The following is a 16,669-nucleotide window of genomic DNA, read 5'->3' on the forward strand; positions in this document are numbered from 1 at the left end:
GGGGATCCCTCAGGCAATTTACCGAACTTTATCCAGGCTAAATATGCCTTACCTACTAACATTTGGGCCTCAAGAAGAGAGTCGGTTAGGAGGCTTTAGATTTTACGATCATTTCGGTCCGTTACATTTCAGTTTTAAGTCAGGTAGTAATCGTTTCATTTTTATAGATAGCACTGGAACCACAGACTTTAGTTGGCAGTATCGATGGTTGGAAGAGGAGTTGATGTTTTCTCAAGAGGATAATTTGTTCTTATTCAGTGCACATCCATTTTACAGTAGCGGGAAAAAAGCTTTATTTGACTCAAATGAGGATACATTTGCAGATAGTCATCAAAAAAAGTTCTCATCTTTGATTAAGCAGTTGGGTGCTGATGTTGTTTTTTCCTCAATCTCGCCCATTTTTGACAGACAAATTCATGGTGATACAACTTTTATCACAACTGGTGGTGCTGGTGGCTTTGTGATTAATGATGAGGCGAGTCACTATCATTTTGTATCGGTTACGGTGAAAGCTAATGTGATTGAAGTATTAGAGCACCCTCTTGAGGTGGGGCAGCTACCAATTTTAAGAACTGTTGAAAGTGCCTGGTTCTTTATTCATTCACTTTTTTATGTTGGGTATTTAAATTTTATACTGTTGGTAAGCACCTTTATTGTCCTTGCGTATTGGTTGCATGAAAGAGTGTTGAGTGACAGGGACTACTACCCAAATTACGATATTGATTTGGATTGCCAAAGTGACAAGTCGCTGCGAATAGCTCATTTCACCAATAACTATCTGCCTTTTATCGGTGGCGTTCCTCTGTCGGTAGATCGGTTACGAAATGGTCTACTGACACTTGGGCATAACATACTGGTTGTTGCACCAAATTACCCAGGAGCAATTGAAAGCGATGAGAATGGAATTTTCAGAGTGAACTCGCTCCTCCCCTTTGGTCGGAATAGTGAATTTCGTGTTGCTAACATTTTTTCGTTGAAGCTTTATCGCGAAGTTATTCGTTTTAAACCCGATATCATTCATGTTCATCACCCATTTTGGTTGGGGCGAGCAGGGCTTTATCTGGCCAAATGGTTGAAGATCCCAGTTGTTTACACTTATCATACAAGGCTAGAGCACTACGCACACTATGTGCCACTACCAAGCTCGGTGTTTAGGAATCTAATTGCTCATTCATTGATAAGGCGCTTTGCTAATCAGTGTGATGGTGTGATCGTACCGACAGAATGTGCGGAAGAGTACTTAAGAAACATAGGTGTTAAACGCCGGATTTTGGTGCAGCCAACGGGTATTGACATAGAACGAAGCAGTAATTTGTCAGTTAATAAATTGGAGGAGCTGAAAAGAAAGTATGCTCAACCCAATGAGCGTATTTTGATTAGTATTTCTAGATTGAGCCAGGAAAAAAATATTGATTTTCTGCTCGCGGGCGTTGAATTGTTGAAGTCTAAATACAAACAGCCGTTTCGTTTGTTGATTATTGGTGATGGTCCTCATAGGCAACGAATTCAAAATGAAATATCAAGGCGAAAACTACAGCAAAATATTTCGTTAACAGGGAGTATCAATCCTGAAGAAATACCGCTCTTCTGCCAATTAGGCGAAGTCTTTCTTTTCGCATCGATGTCGGAAACCCAGGGTATGGTAATACTGGAAGCTATGGCGGGTGGAATGCCAGTAGTTGCAGTACGATCCAGTGGTATTGATGACATTGTCGATAACGGCAAAAACGGTTTTAAAACATCCTGCGATGTCGCGGTGTGGAGTGATCGAGTGTGCCAGTTGCTCACAAACCAAGCGTTGTTCGATATTACATCATCTGGTGCCGGAATGACTGCCAAAAAGTACAGTATTGAGTGTTTTAGTCGAAATGTAAGCCGCTTCTACGCTCTAATTCACTCAAATCATTCATTAAGATCCAGTCAAAAGCAATAATAGTTCGATATTGATCATTTTCGTTAATGAGCCTTGCGCAAATAGACGCCGAACACTATCACAAAATCTCAATCCCTTCGCACTTATAAGGTCCAATATAGGTGTCTGGTTGCAGTACCTCACCGTCTAAGTTAAAACAAAATAAATATGATTCAGTACGATTGCCAATCTCAATACTTTTCAAACCAACACACTCATTTGGATGACCTGGAAGAATTTTAAATGATGAAATCCCACGTTCGGGATCATGCTTACCGATAGATAGCGTACGAATGTGACTAAAATCTTCGCTAGCCAGTAGCAAAATATTGTTACCGCTTTGTGTTTCATCTCTGGCAGGATCATAAGGTAAATCGGAGACTTTTCGCGGAAAAAATATCCATTCTTGTAGATAGGGATGCCATTCAGCTGCTTCATGAATAACATAGCCTTGTTCACTTAGCTGTAAGGCATCTTTCATCAGTTGATAGCGAGAACTCCAATCAATGCTGGTTATTTTATAGTCATGGTCAAGTATCTTGATCCACTGATGTGCACGTTTTCGGCCATGACTGCCAACAATAAGTTGGTCATTCTTTAAAGTAGCCCATTCACTTTTAAAGCCTTTAAATTTTTCATCACCGCTGCCAGACATAAGAATGTGACGAGGCACCAGTTGATTATGATTACGAACTTCACACACTAATCCAGTTCTGTCATCAAAGGTCAATAATCGCTCTCCAAATTTGACCAATTCAGAAAATTCGGCCCCGCGATCATTTTCAGCGATAAAACTTAATAATTGATGCTCGCCACCTCGCTCTGCAGGTATCGCTTCAATGGTGTAGCTTACCTTTCCAGTTTCTTTATCTACATTACGATACAAGGTGTCATAGCGTAATTTCGATGTCCAGGCTTTCTGCCCATTATCCAGTTCAACTTTAGACGCATGGTCTTCATCTGTAATGATGGCTAGGGTATATTCGGTGGTTGCACTGTTATAACGTTCTTGGCGAATAAGATCAGCTGGTTTTTTCATGAAAATTTCTGCTAAAAAATTGAGCGTAGCAATAATTTATCAGCTATTTACAATTGAAGCTAAAGTATTGTGGTTTTTGGTGTAATAAAACGTTGCCCAGACCTTGTATAGCTAAGCCAGGTCGCTGTAGAACTTTTTGCGGAACTTATTATTGGCTTAACTATCCAAAAAATAAGCACCTTATTACCTGAACCTGCAGCTTCATCAATGATGTATAGGTTTTGGTGTGCGAGCGGCGGTTAACCTTGAGGAAATAGTGTTGTTCTTGCGTTCTGCGCTTACAATTCATTGCCAACATCTGTGGCTAACATTAGCAATAGCTGGCAAAGGAGTTGCGCTTTGCTAAACTCATAAGAAAAACAATGAATTTATTAATAATTTATCTGAGGCGAAAATGAAAATTTTACTTTTAGCCATTATAGCAGGCTTTGTTTTAACTGGTTGTGATAGCGCGAATAACATGATTGATAAAGCACAGGAAGCGGCGAATCAGAAAGTTGAGTCACTGCAAAAGAAGATAGAAAGTTTTAATCTTGAAAGCCTGAATAGTGAATTGTTTAACGACGCCCCTGCGCTTGCTGCATTACTCACCACAACGGTTAACGATGCATTAAACGCTGATTTTAGCAATGTTGCTGAAATGGAAACGCTTAAGGGCAGGATCTCAAATGTCTATGCTTGTTTGGTGGAGCAATCATCCGATAAAACTGCACAGGATATAATGCAAGAGCTACTAGCAAATATGAATAACGCTGATGTCAGGCAGCTTATTCAGAGCGGAGTCGATGCGGGGAAGGCCAAACAATGTATTCTGTAATGTATTGGGCGAATATTAATAAAAAACACCGGGGAGATTCCCCGGTCACCACGATAGTGAGTTACTAAGAACTTTTTAACATTAGCATGTTGCGATGACGTCTCATATCCCCCTAAAACGGCTAATTGAGCGATAGTCGTCTATCAATTTTTAGATTTGTGTCATTGAATGCCTAATTTGTCAGCATGTCAGTGTATTGTCAGTAAAATTTATAAGATCTTTATATCGGAGGCTTTAATCTTTAGAAAAGCTTAATAGCGGCAGGCAAGCAGTAGCGATAGGATTGAGCGTAATTGGATTGTTACTGCTGTGGACTATGTCGACTTATTCTTATTCGTTTGCAGATACGCAAGTTAAAACTAAGCTGAACTATGCTAGACTGCGCCGCAATTTACTGACTCTACTCATAACGCTCGGAAGCTTGACTCATCATGACCACTCTTTACGCAATTTTTCTTGGCATTTTGCAGGGTATTACTGAGTTTTTGCCTATTTCCAGCTCAGCCCATCTTATTCTTGCCCCACTGGTCACCGGGCAGGTAGACCAAGGCCTGGCATTTGATTTAGCGGTGCACCTTGGCACTTTGCTAGCGGTGTTATTATATTTTCGCCGAGATGTGTGGCAGTTAACCGTTGATAGCGTCAGTGCGCTGAACCAACGTAAGCATGTCGGCCAAAGCCCGTTGGCGCTGGCCGTTGTGCTGGGTACTATCCCGGCCTGTATTGCCGGTTTGCTGCTGTTGGATTTAATCGACACCCACCTGCGCTCGGTAGCCGTTATCTTTGTGACTACTCTGCTATTTGGTATTTTACTGGGTGTAGCCGATGTTACCGCTAAAGCGACGCGGGAGCTGTCACAGCTAACCTTAAAAGACAGTTTGCTGGTGGGGTTGGCGCAGGCGGTGTCACTTATTCCCGGCACCTCGCGCTCGGGAGCCACTATCACCGTCGGTTTACTGCTGGGGTTAACCCGCGAAGCGGCGTCACGCTTTTCTTTTCTACTGGCAATACCTATTACTTTTCTAGCCGCCAGCGTGAAATTTCTTGAGGTGATAAGTAACGATGCCACCAGTATTGATTGGCTGGTCTTTGCCATTGGCACCTTCAGCGCGTTTATCACTGCACTTGCAGCCATTCACTTTTTCCTTGCCTGGCTAAACCGCTTTGGTATGTGGCCTTATGTGATTTACCGCTTATTGTTGGCAGCGGCGATTTATTGGTTTTTATTAAGGTAAGTTATGAAATCACTATACTCCATAAAGATGTTGTGGCTGCTAGCTGTTTTACTAACAGGCTGTAGCAAAACACCAGAGCTGGTAAAGCTAAGTGGCGAAGCGCAGGGAACCACCTGGCATATCAGTTACTGGAGCAAACACGACACAAATGCCAGCGAAGTAAACCAGCAAATAGAGGCTGAATTTGCCCGCATAGACAAGCTGATGTCAAATTACCGCGACGATTCGGTAATAAGCCAGTTTAACCAGCAGCAAGAGAATAGCTATCAGACGGTTGGTACTGAATTAGTGCAGCTAATTGAACAAGCCAGATTGATTAGTCAGGCCTCGCAAGGCTGCTACGATTTAACGGTTAAGCCGCTATTCGATTTATGGGGCTTTAAAGCGAACCAATTTAACCAGCCTTCTGCAGCGCAAATTGATGCCGCGCTGCAGCACATCGGCATGCGTCATCTTGGCACAGCAGCGCCAGATAAAGTAGCCAAGGCGGTAACCGAATTAACGGTCGATGTATCTTCAATCGGCCAAGGTTATACTGTCTAGCGCTTAAGTGAGATATTACAAAATAACGGCATCGAACATTTTATGGCAGAAATTGGTGGTGAGCTGTTAACCCAAGGCCACAAGCCTGATGGCAAGCCTTGGCGCATAGCGATTGAGCGGCCTCTGCCAGGCAGCCAGCAGTTGCATAAAATTTTGCAGATGAGCACAACACAGCGCGCAGCTGTAATGACATCCGGCACCTATCGGCATTACTTCGATGCAAACGGCAAACGTTTTAGTCATATTCTCGATGCCCGCACTGGCAAACCGGTGTTGCACGATACGGTTTCAGTAACACTGGTGCATGATAATGCAACACAGGCAGATGCGTGGTCTACCGCTTTACTTTGCAGTGGCCATGAGCAAGGCATGAAGATTGCCAATGAGAATAAACTCGCTGTGCTTTTTATTGTCGAGAGAAATGGCACCTTATTTGAACACGCCAGCCCGGCCTGGCAGCAAAGCCATTTGTTTTCGGAGGTAAAATGATTCGCTTATTCAGCATTGAACAAGGCATTATCCGCGAGACAGCCTGCTCAGACACACCTGATTTAGCGCAGGTTCGCAGTGCTCATTGGATCGATGCGCATGACCCTACCGAGCCAGAGCGCGAGTTACTAAGCACCTTGCTCAGCGTTGAGCTGCCCGAGTCGGATGACGTTGAGGAAATTGAAGCTTCTGCACGGTGCTTTGTTGATCAAGCTGGTATTCATGTACATTCGCTGTTTTTATCGCCATCTGAAGGGCGTCACAGTACAGTGACAGTAGCATGTATCTTACAGTCTGAGCGACTTATCACCATCCGTGAAGGCGATATTGCCGATTTTCGTTTGCTGCGGTTGCGCGCCCGTCGCGGCCAGGTAAGCTGCACTGATCCGACTGAATTACTGGTCACTATGTTGGAGCAAAAAGTCGAAAACCATGCCGATACGCTGGAGGATATTCACTATCAGTTGGAACAGGTTAGCCATCTGGTGCTGGAAGAAAAGGACGCAGAGCTTGATCAGGCCATCAGCAAACTTGCCCGGCTGGAAGATAGTAACGGTAAAATTCGCCTGTGCCTGATGGATACTCAGCGCGATATCTCATTTTTACTGCGCAACTTAAAAGGTAAGCCAATGCAGGAAGAGACACTGCGCGAAATTATGCGCGATGTTGAAACCTTAATGTCGCATACCACCTTCTTGTTCGACAAAATTAACTTCTTAATGGACTCGACGCAGGGCTTTATTAACATTCAGCAAAATCAGATCATCAAAACCTTTTCTATTGCGGCGGTGGTATTTTTACCCCCCACCCTGGTCGCCAGTGCCTATGGCATGAACTTTGACCACATGCCAGAGCTAAAATGGTTGCTGGGATACCCGTGGGCGCTCGGATTGATGCTAGTCTCAGGTTTTGCTCCCTATTGGTTTTTTAAACGTAAAGGCTGGCTATAACGCCGGTAAATTGAAACAGGAAACACCATGCAGTATCTGGTAAGTGCTTTTATATTCATTTTCATCGGCTCGTTCAGCAGTAATGCTGTAGCCTGGGGCCAAACCGGCCATCGCATTACTGGCCAGATTGCTGAGCAGTGGCTCACGGCAGAGACAAAAGCCGCAATTGCTGCCATATTGGGGCCAGAAGGCTTGGCTGAAGCGTCCACTTACCCAGATGATATGCGTTCTAACCCGGACACGTTTTGGCAAAAAACGGCTAATCCATATCATTTCGTTACCCTGGCAAATGGCCAGCATTACCATGACACGGATTGCCCGCCAGAAGGTGATTCAGTCAGTGCGCTGAAGCAATTCACGAAAGTACTGCAAGATAACAGTTCTTCAATCACCGACAAACAGCTGGCACTGCGCTTTGTTGTGCATATGATCGGCGATTTGCATCAGCCGTTGCATGTATCGTCTGGCAAAGTCAAAGATAATGGCGGCAATGCCGTGCCAGTAACTTTTTTTAAACGGCCCAGTAATTTACACCGAATGTGGGATTCAGAACTGATTGACCAACAGCAGTTATCATATAGCGAATATGCCAGCTGGCTAAATGCCCGCATTACCAAACAACAATACCAGCAGTGGAGCTCGGCAGATTACCAGCAATGGATCAGTGAAAGCGCCAGAGTGCGTGATGGTGTTTACCCGTTATCGCCAGAGCTTGGCTGGGATTATTTGTATCAGCACAACCCAACAGTGAAACTGCGCTTGCAACAGGCTGGCGTGCGCATAGCGGCATATCTTAACAAGGTTTTGTAAACTAAGATGAGTAAACTTTCATTCACTCATTCCTAGCACTTTACACGCGGACAACAATATTACTGTAGGGTTGTTTCTGTATTTAACTATAGAGGTTGCCTCAAGATTTTTGCTTGAACTACAATACTTATCACCTTGTTAGCGACCAGCGTTAATTTATTTGAGGTGATTGGAAAACTTGCCACCAGCATTAGTTTGCATTGGCCTTTATACCTTCTAAATTGGTGTAGAATTAGCACTCCGATCTAGTTCATACTGCTAATTCAACATGTTGTTAGCATGATAAAATGTAAATCTATTCCAACTCGTCAGAAATTTTGTTATCTGTAGTTGGCAGCATTAAATTTTTGTTTGCCAACATAAACAGCAAATACAGCCCAAACCTGATGCCATATTCACTAGGTCTGCGCCGATGCTGAACTTGGTCTTTTCCTCGTGCTATCCTTTTTCGGTGTAGTGAGATGTCTGAGCCTTTGCTTGCGACAAAATCAACAGCAAGGTAACCTTCCGGGGCATACTCTTTATCAATACGGTTATCCCTAAATGCGGTTGGCCAAGTATCCAGGGACCACTTTCCCCACTGAGCGGCGCGCTGCTCTGTCATAAGTGGTGCGCGTGATACCAGTGTAAATCGCATTCTATCTATGACGGCAAACGCCTTTTTAAACACCTGCATGGCATTGATAAAACGATGTAACAGCGTTGTGTCATAAAATCGAAAGTGTGGCCAGACGATTGAGCAGGACGTTACAGTATAACGTGCTGCCCACAAAATTTTGGTTTGTTCTTGCTCTGTCAGCAGATTAAATTCCCTTGCCATACGCATTGCAATATTCAGGCTTTTAGTACTGGCTGGTGGTGCAGGCAGTTCAGCAATAGGGCTGATTGGCACCCTGACGCCATCACTATAGATAAATCGCTTGTGGTTACGAGATCGTTTCTTGTGCTCGAACTTTGATGTTGAATGAAACTGCTGTTCAAAAAAATAGTTAGCGTTCGTAATAGCCTGCATTAATCGATGCGGCTGAATGTTTGCCTCTTGGGCACAAATCTCCGCAGGGACATGGTAATTAACATGTCGAAGCAGTGCGTTGTAAATATCCAAATCTAATACGCGGAACTGCACTGGCGAACTTAATGTACCTAACTGCCGGGTAGTTGTGGTTTCCCATTTGGATAGGTCTAACTCAATACAGTGTTTTTTCAGTTTTCTTGTGGCGTACATAGCCATACCTTCATAAGGTGAATATTCCGGTGTTTCTGCCAATCTGGCGCGGGTCGCGGTACGGACATCTACATTCGATAATTCCGCCTCGGTATTCCGGCTTATTTGTAACGCGCATCTATTCAGCTCCAGCCAGTTTAGCCAGCTTACACTATGGATGTAGTGAAACAGGGTCATGCTTGGTGCTGAATGTCCGATCATGGCACTTATCGTGTGCAAGACCTTTCTCGTTGGTTGATTATCCGAAAGATGCAGAAGGGTGTTTTTGGCTTTGGTTAGGTGTGTTAATTCAGTGATGTCTACCAGCGTCGCAATAGGGAGGCGTTGATGCTCATTTGGCTTTTGTTGCCAACTCCAGAGCATCCATGTCGCAAAAGAATGGCGCAAGTGATGGAAGCGAAAACTTGGATCGCCGGTAACCCGTTGCAGCAGCGTAGTGAGGGGTTCAAATAATATGCTGTCAGAGGCAAGTGGCCGGCCAATCTCGCCTAATGGTGCTTCTTCACCAAAATAAAACAAGTAATTAGAGTGTTCGCAGCCTAAAGTTTGTCTTGCTTGGAGATAATCCGCGAAAACAGCGCTCTCTGCCTCGGTAAGTAATAACCCGATAGGGATGCGGCGCTCTGCCGAGATTGTTTTCAGTGTGCGTTGTTCATGCGGTGTGATGTAGATGGTCGCGAACTCAGATAGTTTATTGGTATTGGCGGTATGTGGTATTTCAATATCCTGCAGGCGCAAAAAATGTGCTTCGCGGCGGCGCATTCCACAGCGAAAGCCCAGCATGAGTAGCACCATCAGCGCTTGTGCCTGCAACAAACTCAACCCAGATTGCTGCGGCGTAGTGTGGAGCAGAAAGTCACAGGCATGGCGGTATTCCCACGGCATCAGGATATTTGCATCGACTGTGAGTGCCTCCATCCGCTGGCCTTTTGCGATGTACTGTTGAAATAAATAACAAGGTGACATTTGATAGGTGATTTCCAGATAGATATGGAAATCCCGTAAAATTCTTGCCCGTTTGGTTTGGGCTGCCAAGCTAACCCCTTCATCGATTAGTTGCGTGTAAAGCTCTGTCAGTTCATCAATGCCCATGCTGACTAAGTCACGCTCTGCAAATGTTGTAACGAGTGGGGCGGCAATGCTATCCAAATAAGTTGCTAAGGTGCCAGGCGATAACTTACCTGACCAACGACTTTGCGAAGTGAGGCGGACGCTGGCCCAATGCATTAGATAATGAAGAACTGGCGGTAAACAGGTCGTACTTTTTACTTTGGCTGCGATTTCTTTCGCGAGCATGGTGTGCTGTTGCTGTCGTGGTTGTTTTGAATTGTCTTTGCCCTGCTTGTGTTGGCGTAGCATACTGCTGATTTCTTTGATACACACTAGCGCCATTTGGTTATTGTATTGTCGGGCGTGCGCAGTGTATGTAATGGGCGCGATATAAAGCCTGTGGTCTTTTTTCTTATGTTCGCTGGCGGTTGTATCGAACATCGAAAGTGGTGGTGACTTCCGGCTGATCAGACGGTAAAACACCGGCGGTTTTAGCGTAAGATTTGGCTGTGTTCCGCTCAGTACTGGCAGCGAATATGGTGAGATATGCAGGCTTAGTAAAGCCGTGATGGTCTGCACTAACCGCGTAAGCCGAAAGCTGTTGGGTAATGTGATCTGACTTTGCCTTACAAATGCTTTGATATAAAAATCGGCGTCCAGATGTTGCAGAAGCTGGTCTGATTGGCGGAGCCCATACCAGTGATTAAGCAACTGCACGGTGATTCTATCTGGCTGCCAAATGTGTATCTCGCCGGCATCGCCCTTCAGTTCAAACCAAATCAGGTTTTCATAGCACATTGGCTTGCTACTAATCAGCTGTGCCATCAAGCTATGCAAGAGATCTGGGCGTAAGAGTCCACCATAACGCAGCGCAGAGTACAGTAACCGTCCTAACTGCAGTCGATTGTTACCATAGGTATTTATAAGACAGTCGTTAAAATACCCATCCAGCCGTTCGATGAGATGAATGTCACTGACTCTTTGCTGGCTAACAGCCGGGGGAGGCCGGTGTAGTTTCACCGGCGCTTGAATAGTAAATGTCGCCGGATATGACGTTCTGTTGGCCGCAATGTAGTTATTCAGTTGTTCTACTAGGTTAATTCCAGGTTCTTTAAATCGTTGGCTCCTTTGTATATGCAGTAACTGCCAGAAGAGATTGTTATATTGCTGCTGTGTCAAGATTACAACATCTGCGTTAGTATCTGGCACGCTCAAGCCCAACAGCCGTCGGCGGATTTCGTCATGCAAGTCAGCGTACATCATGCTTTAAGGCCATCAATAACAAGAATACCGAGCAGTTCTGCCAGCTTTGCCATATGGGGTGCTAATTGTGTCCGAATTTCTCGCATCGACAAGGTCGAATGAGCGCCCCAGTGCTGCTCTCCCAGATTGGCATGCCCCAGCGCAACATCGATGATCTCGTGTGACAATGACTGTTCTTCCAGATAATTGCGTAACAAGCGTCGATTCAAATTAGGTGGCAGATTAATGTAATTGTTTAATATCCTTTGATAAAGCAAAGGCTGAAATTGTTGCGGCTTACCATTTGCTTCGAGGTAAAAAAGTACAGGTACTGATGCTGGCTTGATACTTTTGCGCAGTAAGCGACTTTTTATAACGATCAGGTGATTCTCATAAGCATTAATCAATTGCAGAACTGTCTGACATACCGGAATATGACGGGTGTTGAATTCATCTTCACGCGCTTTTTCTTTGCGAATTAATACCCCTGCGGAGAACACCATTTGCTCGCGCTTAACCAGCGGTGTAGTGATGGGGCGCATGCCTGTTAGTAGCGACTGGCAAAATACTTGGTAGGTTGTATAAAGATTATGAAAGTCAATCCACGCACCATGCTGCGTTAAGCGGCTTTGTAAGCGTAAAAGGTCTGTTTGTATATTGGCAACCGCTTTGTTTACCTGCTCGATTTCCGGTCGATATCTTGCGCCGATCCATCCAGCAAGTGTGAGCGGTTCAGCTGTACTAACAGGTCTACCAACTGAGGTGGCCAGAATGACTACCAATGCTTTGTACCGTTGCTGTAAGAGCGAAGTAGGTAGCGAAGTGTAATAGCTACGGGCCATGCTGCCTGGCGGTTCCCGGTTAAACAGTAGGGCGGTCGTGGCCTGCCCGAATATGGCGCAGCCGGTGATGAGTAAGTTGTTACTTATGCGTCCTGGCGTTAACGTGCCGGTGCCAATATCTTTTATATAGTTATTGATATCACTGGATAAAATATTGGTTTTATTTCCAGGTATTACGGGTGTTTCCGTTGGGGGCTGTATCGTTGCGAGCATTTCAAACTTAAGTTTGCAGAGTTTTGTTGCCGGCAAACGTAGCAGATTGACGGGCTTTTCTGCATCTGGAAAATCTCCGGCGGTCCGATAGTTGAGGTTCAGAGCAGGGATGATCCAGCTATGGGTGCTGTATTCATAGCCTATCTGGCTTGGCGTTTGATTATCATCGAAGCGGGTGGAAAATAAGAAATCTCGCGCGCGCTCAAAAGGGGATGCTGTATACAACATTGTCAGCAATATCAATTGTTTTAAGAGCATTCCTTTTGTATCTGGTTTAATAATTATTGCATCCAATAAAAGTTGATACTCGCGTGGTGACAGCATTTGCAATGATAATGGCAGGTAATTGTTTTGCCGCGTTATACGGTTAAGAATAGAAGCGGAAGCCCGTTTACCGTGGAATGCCTGCACATAGGATTCCAGTGGCTGCGCTGTTTGAAAAATGTAGACTTCTCCGACTTCTTGCTCTTTCTCATCTTCGCCGGAATGAATGGCTTCATAGTCAATTGACTCTGTCGGGCTTTCCCACAACGCGTAAATTAGATCGTCATCGTCATGAATATCAGGCAATGTCAGCTGAACCAGCATTTCACCCGTTAGGGCTGTATAGCCATCAATTTCGGGTGACTTATGTGGTGCTGAACCACCTTGGCGGCCTTTCACGCGATGGCGCTTTTTGGGGATACCCAAGCCAAGTTGGAGAATTTGGATCAGGCTATCTAGCTGGGTAAGCAGTCTTTGCTTCCTGGGATAAATCTTTTTTTCAAGTCGATTCGAAAGCTGCTTGAAGAGTAATATTATATTTGATAGCGACGGGTACTGTTGGCCTTTGATGTCATGGTACCAATCAGTGATTACCGATTCCGTACTAAATTCCCTGATAATTTCGCAGAGTTTACGATTCTCATACTCTTTTTGATAAACATTTGGATTGTTGACTGTATGTTGTTCGATTAATGCCGGCAGGAATAGCAGAACCTGTTGTATTGCATTATAGAACGGCTGATTTTTATCGCTGTTCATAAATAAAAGCACATAAATCGGATACTTCGTCAGATAGCCTTGCATGACCATTTTGACGTTTGTTTCCATCGGCCTGAAGAACTGCTCCTTGTCGCGATGTAATTTAAGTTTTTCCAGCAGATAATAGGTTTTTGACCGGTATTCCAGCGCTTTCTGAACCAATTTGGTATAGGGGGCTACTTCCTTGATGATGGGCAATTCCAAGGCTGCTGCAACATTTTCTAGCACCCCACCCAGACAAAAAAGATCATTCGGCGCATCAATAAAATCCAGCAAGTCGAACAGCGTCTTGGCCTCTGCAGCTGTTATATCAAGTTGTGCCAGAGCATTAAGAAGATGATTTTGTCTGTCCACGGATACGCCTGATTGATTTCAGTCTGGGGAAGTTCACCAAAACCTGTTGACCAAATGTTTGGACCATATTTTGTAATTGCTGCACAAACTTTGGTCCGAGTGAATGCATGATAGGGGAGCCAGCAATATCAATAACTGCGATATCAGGGATTTCTTCCGATTTAATACCAACATGTAAAATACAGGTGATTTCGGCATCTTCGGACAGTCGCAAGCATGCTAACTCATAGCTCCTGAACCCGGCAATTACATGTAGTTCTGCATCTTGCTTAATCACATGTATTGGATGGATGTTGAGTAAATAATGTAACGCAAGCTCTGAGTAGTCGTTTGGAGCCGACGCATAAATGAAATCTGCGGTTGCGGACACTGAGGTTTGGGCAGTCGGATGTACACCCTTAATATCGTCGAGGCGGACATTAATAATCGAGCGACTCTCTTTTATTTCCTTGGATGTCATAAGCACCATTACCATGTCAGAGTGGATTTAAAGATCCATAAATGGGCGATTTGTAGTCCTCAGTACCAGTGCAGCAAAGTGCTGTTACGATGCAGGGGATAGGTTCACCCGATCCAATTTCTAAAACAGACGCACAAATTGTCCTCGTTTGAACAGTTACCTTGCTTAGATTTCCTGAACACATGCATTGTCCTTGTTTTCATGCCTGCGCATTCAAACGAGGACAATTTGTGCGTCAGCTCTACAAATCGGCTCTGTATGAACCTATCCGAATGATTCTAAACAATCAGTCAGATTTTGTCAGTGCAAGTGTCAAAAATTGACAAATTATAATGTGACACATTTTGATATTATTGACTCGATATTTTGGTGTTAATTGGTCTATTTGGTGTGTGGTTGTAAATTGAGCTTTCTTGCTGCATGCCTTGATTTATCTGTATTGTGGCTTATAATGTGGCTTATAGGCTATTTGTTCGAACCCATAGACCCGCCTTCTCCGGAGGCAGAGGTCAGAGGTTCGAACCTCTCGGGTGCGCCATAACAATCAACCACTTACGCGAAAGCTAGGTGGTTTTTTTTGTCGTTTTAAGCATAAGTTGAACTTTTTTAAGCATAACTTGCGCTTTTGTCATTATCTGCCACGCTTATGTAACTTTGTTACGAAAGTGACCGGGCGTGCAGAAACGAAAAATCACTAAATCTGCAGTAACCAATATCTTCAGGTTTGTCTCCTGCCACAAGCCCGACCCAATCACCGTTGAAGGTTATAACGAATTCATAGCTTGCCATTACTTTGAGTTTTCTACTCAGGTCATCGATTTCGAAGCGCAACCTCAACGTTTTGCCTTTCCGCTAGAAAACAGCAATCGGCCACTTATCTACACTCCTGACTTTTTAGTACGTCTGCGCGACCAGCAGGAAGTATATTTCGAAATCAAACCCTACAGCATCTCACTCACCGATAAGTTTAGACAAAAGTGGCAGTTGTTACAAAAGGCATTCGGCGAAAGAGATCTGAGCTTAGAGCTGGTTACTGACCGGCAACTGATGTGTGGCCAGATGGCTGAAAACCTGAAGTTGGTTCACCGCTATATGACACGTGAAGGAGTAACTGAAAAGCAGGCGCTAATTATCTCACTCCTCACTGGTGGCCCACAGTCACTGAATGACATATCTATTGGAATTCAAACATCAGAAAACTTCACGAAAGAGTTACTGCTGAATCTGGTAGCTAAGAAATTGGTGTCGTTTCCGCTTTATGCTGAGTTGAACTCTGACACCGTCTTTGCGAGGGTAAATCATGGCTAACGTATTCGAACAACTTTTCTCGGTGCCTTCAGGTGTCACCCATGACACAGCGAAAGAAGCGTTTCTCGCCGAAGTGAAAAAGGGCCTGGATGAAACTGAATCGTATGAGCATCTTGATGCTTTGACTGAGCGGGAGCGTGAACAAGCGGTGTTCCGCTGGAAAGTGCTCAGCAAAGTTACTGAGCTTTGTAATGGCGTTTTTTCTGAGCAGCGTCTGAAAGCTATTCTCCCTGAACTTGAGTCTGAGTTTTCGGCGCAAACCCCCTCAATATCTACTATCCGGCGTTGGGCTAAAGTTTACCAAGAGTCTGGAAGGTCAATTAAAGCGTTAAAGCCCAACAGCGGGGGGCGCGGTAACAAAAGCAAAAGACTAAACCCGGAAGTGGAAGAGTTAATCCAGCAAGCACTGGACAGAATTAAGGATGCCAAGTCGGGTGCAGTTTCCAGCGCCTACAGTTACCTCCAGCATTTAGTGTTCCAGTTTAATCAAAGGTCTGATCTAAAATTTAGGGCGCCTTCAATTCAGACATTCTGGGCGCGCTTTAAGAAAATTTCTCCGTATGAGATAGCGGTAAAACATAAAGGCAAATTTAAAGCGAACAAGGAGTTCAAACACATTGGTGAAATGGTAAAAACAAACCGTCTCTTGGAGCGAGTTGAAATTGACCACACCAAGCTTGATTTTTTTGTGGTCGAGAAGGAAAGCTTTATCCCACTAGGCCGACCTTGGATTACAACGCTATGTGATGTGCATTCGCGCTCTGTGCTGGGCTTTTATATTGGATTCACTCCACCAAGTTTTGCTTCTGTGGCCAGAGCGTTAAAGCATGCTCTATTGCCAAAAGACTATATTTTAAACACATATCCCGACATTAAAAACGCTTGGATTTGCTTTGGTAAGCCCGAACTCATCGTGTCAGACAACGGCAAAGAGTTCGATGATAAGGATTTTAAATTGGTATTGGGCAGGCTGCTGATTAATTCAGGTAAGAATCCAACTGCAACGCCCTATCTAAAACCAATTATCGAACGACACTTCGGGAAGCTGAATTCTGAATTACTGCGAGCACAGCCCGGTCATACTTTGGCTGCATTAAAAGGCTCGGCAGAGTACGATCCTGCTAAAACTGCTGTTGTTGCGTATTTCGGTTTGTCCG

10 protein-coding genes and 2 pseudogenes are annotated in these 16,669 nt (G+C 44.5%); 8 read left to right on the forward strand and 4 right to left on the reverse strand.

Annotated features, from left to right (window positions below; all coding sequences use genetic code 11):
* Window positions 1–1,933: glycosyltransferase (locus AAY72_RS07805; protein ID WP_057786595.1), on the forward strand; the 1,933-nt coding region annotated here is incomplete at its 5' end.
* A 58-nt stretch (window positions 1,934–1,991) separates the two neighbouring features.
* Here AAY72_RS07805 and AAY72_RS07810 read toward each other — a convergent pair.
* Window positions 1,992–2,951, reverse strand: coding sequence for a hypothetical protein (locus AAY72_RS07810; RefSeq protein ID WP_057786597.1), 960 nt, complete (start codon window positions 2,949–2,951; stop codon window positions 1,992–1,994).
* A 394-nt stretch (window positions 2,952–3,345) separates the two neighbouring features.
* Between AAY72_RS07810 and AAY72_RS07815 the strand changes: the two genes are divergently transcribed.
* From AAY72_RS07815 to AAY72_RS07835, 5 genes and pseudogenes are all read left to right on the forward strand, one after another.
* Window positions 3,346–3,768, forward strand: coding sequence for a hypothetical protein (locus AAY72_RS07815; protein WP_057786599.1), 423 nt, complete (start codon window positions 3,346–3,348; stop codon window positions 3,766–3,768).
* Window positions 3,769–4,199: 431 nt separating this feature from the next.
* Entirely contained in the window at window positions 4,200–5,003 is an 804-nt protein-coding gene (locus AAY72_RS07820) for an undecaprenyl-diphosphate phosphatase (protein ID WP_057786600.1), read from the forward strand.
* A gap of 27 nt (window positions 5,004–5,030) precedes the next feature.
* A pseudogene (locus AAY72_RS16915) lies at window positions 5,031–6,035 on the forward strand (FAD:protein FMN transferase).
* Window positions 6,032–6,985 carry a magnesium/cobalt transporter CorA gene (corA, locus tag AAY72_RS07830; RefSeq protein WP_057786602.1) on the forward strand — a complete coding sequence of 318 codons (954 nt, stop codon included), beginning with the start codon at window positions 6,032–6,034 and terminating at the stop codon, window positions 6,983–6,985. Before AAY72_RS16915 ends, corA begins: the two are co-directional and overlap by 4 nt.
* 27 nt (window positions 6,986–7,012) lie before the next feature.
* Window positions 7,013–7,795 carry a S1/P1 nuclease gene (locus AAY72_RS07835; RefSeq protein WP_057786604.1) on the forward strand — a complete coding sequence of 261 codons (783 nt, stop codon included), beginning with the start codon at window positions 7,013–7,015 and terminating at the stop codon, window positions 7,793–7,795.
* Window positions 7,796–8,090: 295 nt separating this feature from the next.
* Here the strand turns inward: AAY72_RS07835 and AAY72_RS07840 are convergent, their stop codons facing one another.
* Genes AAY72_RS07840 through AAY72_RS07850 form a run of 3 tightly spaced genes read right to left on the reverse strand, consistent with a single transcriptional unit; the run spans window position 8,091 to window position 14,204 of the window.
* On the reverse strand, window positions 8,091–11,333 hold the full coding sequence (locus AAY72_RS07840; RefSeq protein WP_082628967.1) for a tyrosine-type recombinase/integrase: 3,243 nt from the start codon (window positions 11,331–11,333) through the stop codon (window positions 8,091–8,093).
* A complete protein-coding gene (locus AAY72_RS07845; RefSeq protein ID WP_057786608.1) occupies window positions 11,330–13,744 on the reverse strand; it encodes a hypothetical protein in 2,415 nt (804 codons plus the stop codon). The genes AAY72_RS07840 and AAY72_RS07845 overlap by 4 nt, the downstream gene beginning before the upstream one ends.
* A complete protein-coding gene (locus tag AAY72_RS07850) occupies window positions 13,719–14,204 on the reverse strand; it encodes a hypothetical protein (RefSeq protein ID WP_156411303.1) in 486 nt (161 codons plus the stop codon). Before AAY72_RS07850 ends, AAY72_RS07845 begins: the two co-directional genes overlap by 26 nt.
* Before the next feature lie 675 nt (window positions 14,205–14,879).
* Here AAY72_RS07850 and AAY72_RS07855 point away from each other — a divergent pair.
* Together AAY72_RS07855 and AAY72_RS07860 are read left to right on the forward strand one after the other, a co-directional pair.
* A complete protein-coding gene (locus tag AAY72_RS07855) occupies window positions 14,880–15,512 on the forward strand; it encodes a TnsA endonuclease N-terminal domain-containing protein (protein WP_057786612.1) in 633 nt (210 codons plus the stop codon).
* A pseudogene (locus AAY72_RS07860) lies at window positions 15,505–16,669 on the forward strand (DDE-type integrase/transposase/recombinase); the annotation flags it as partial. The gene AAY72_RS07855 and the pseudogene AAY72_RS07860, both read left to right, overlap by 8 nt.

The organism is Alishewanella sp. WH16-1 (assembly GCF_001441695.1).
Lineage (GTDB): Bacteria > Pseudomonadota > Gammaproteobacteria > Enterobacterales > Alteromonadaceae > Alishewanella > Alishewanella agri.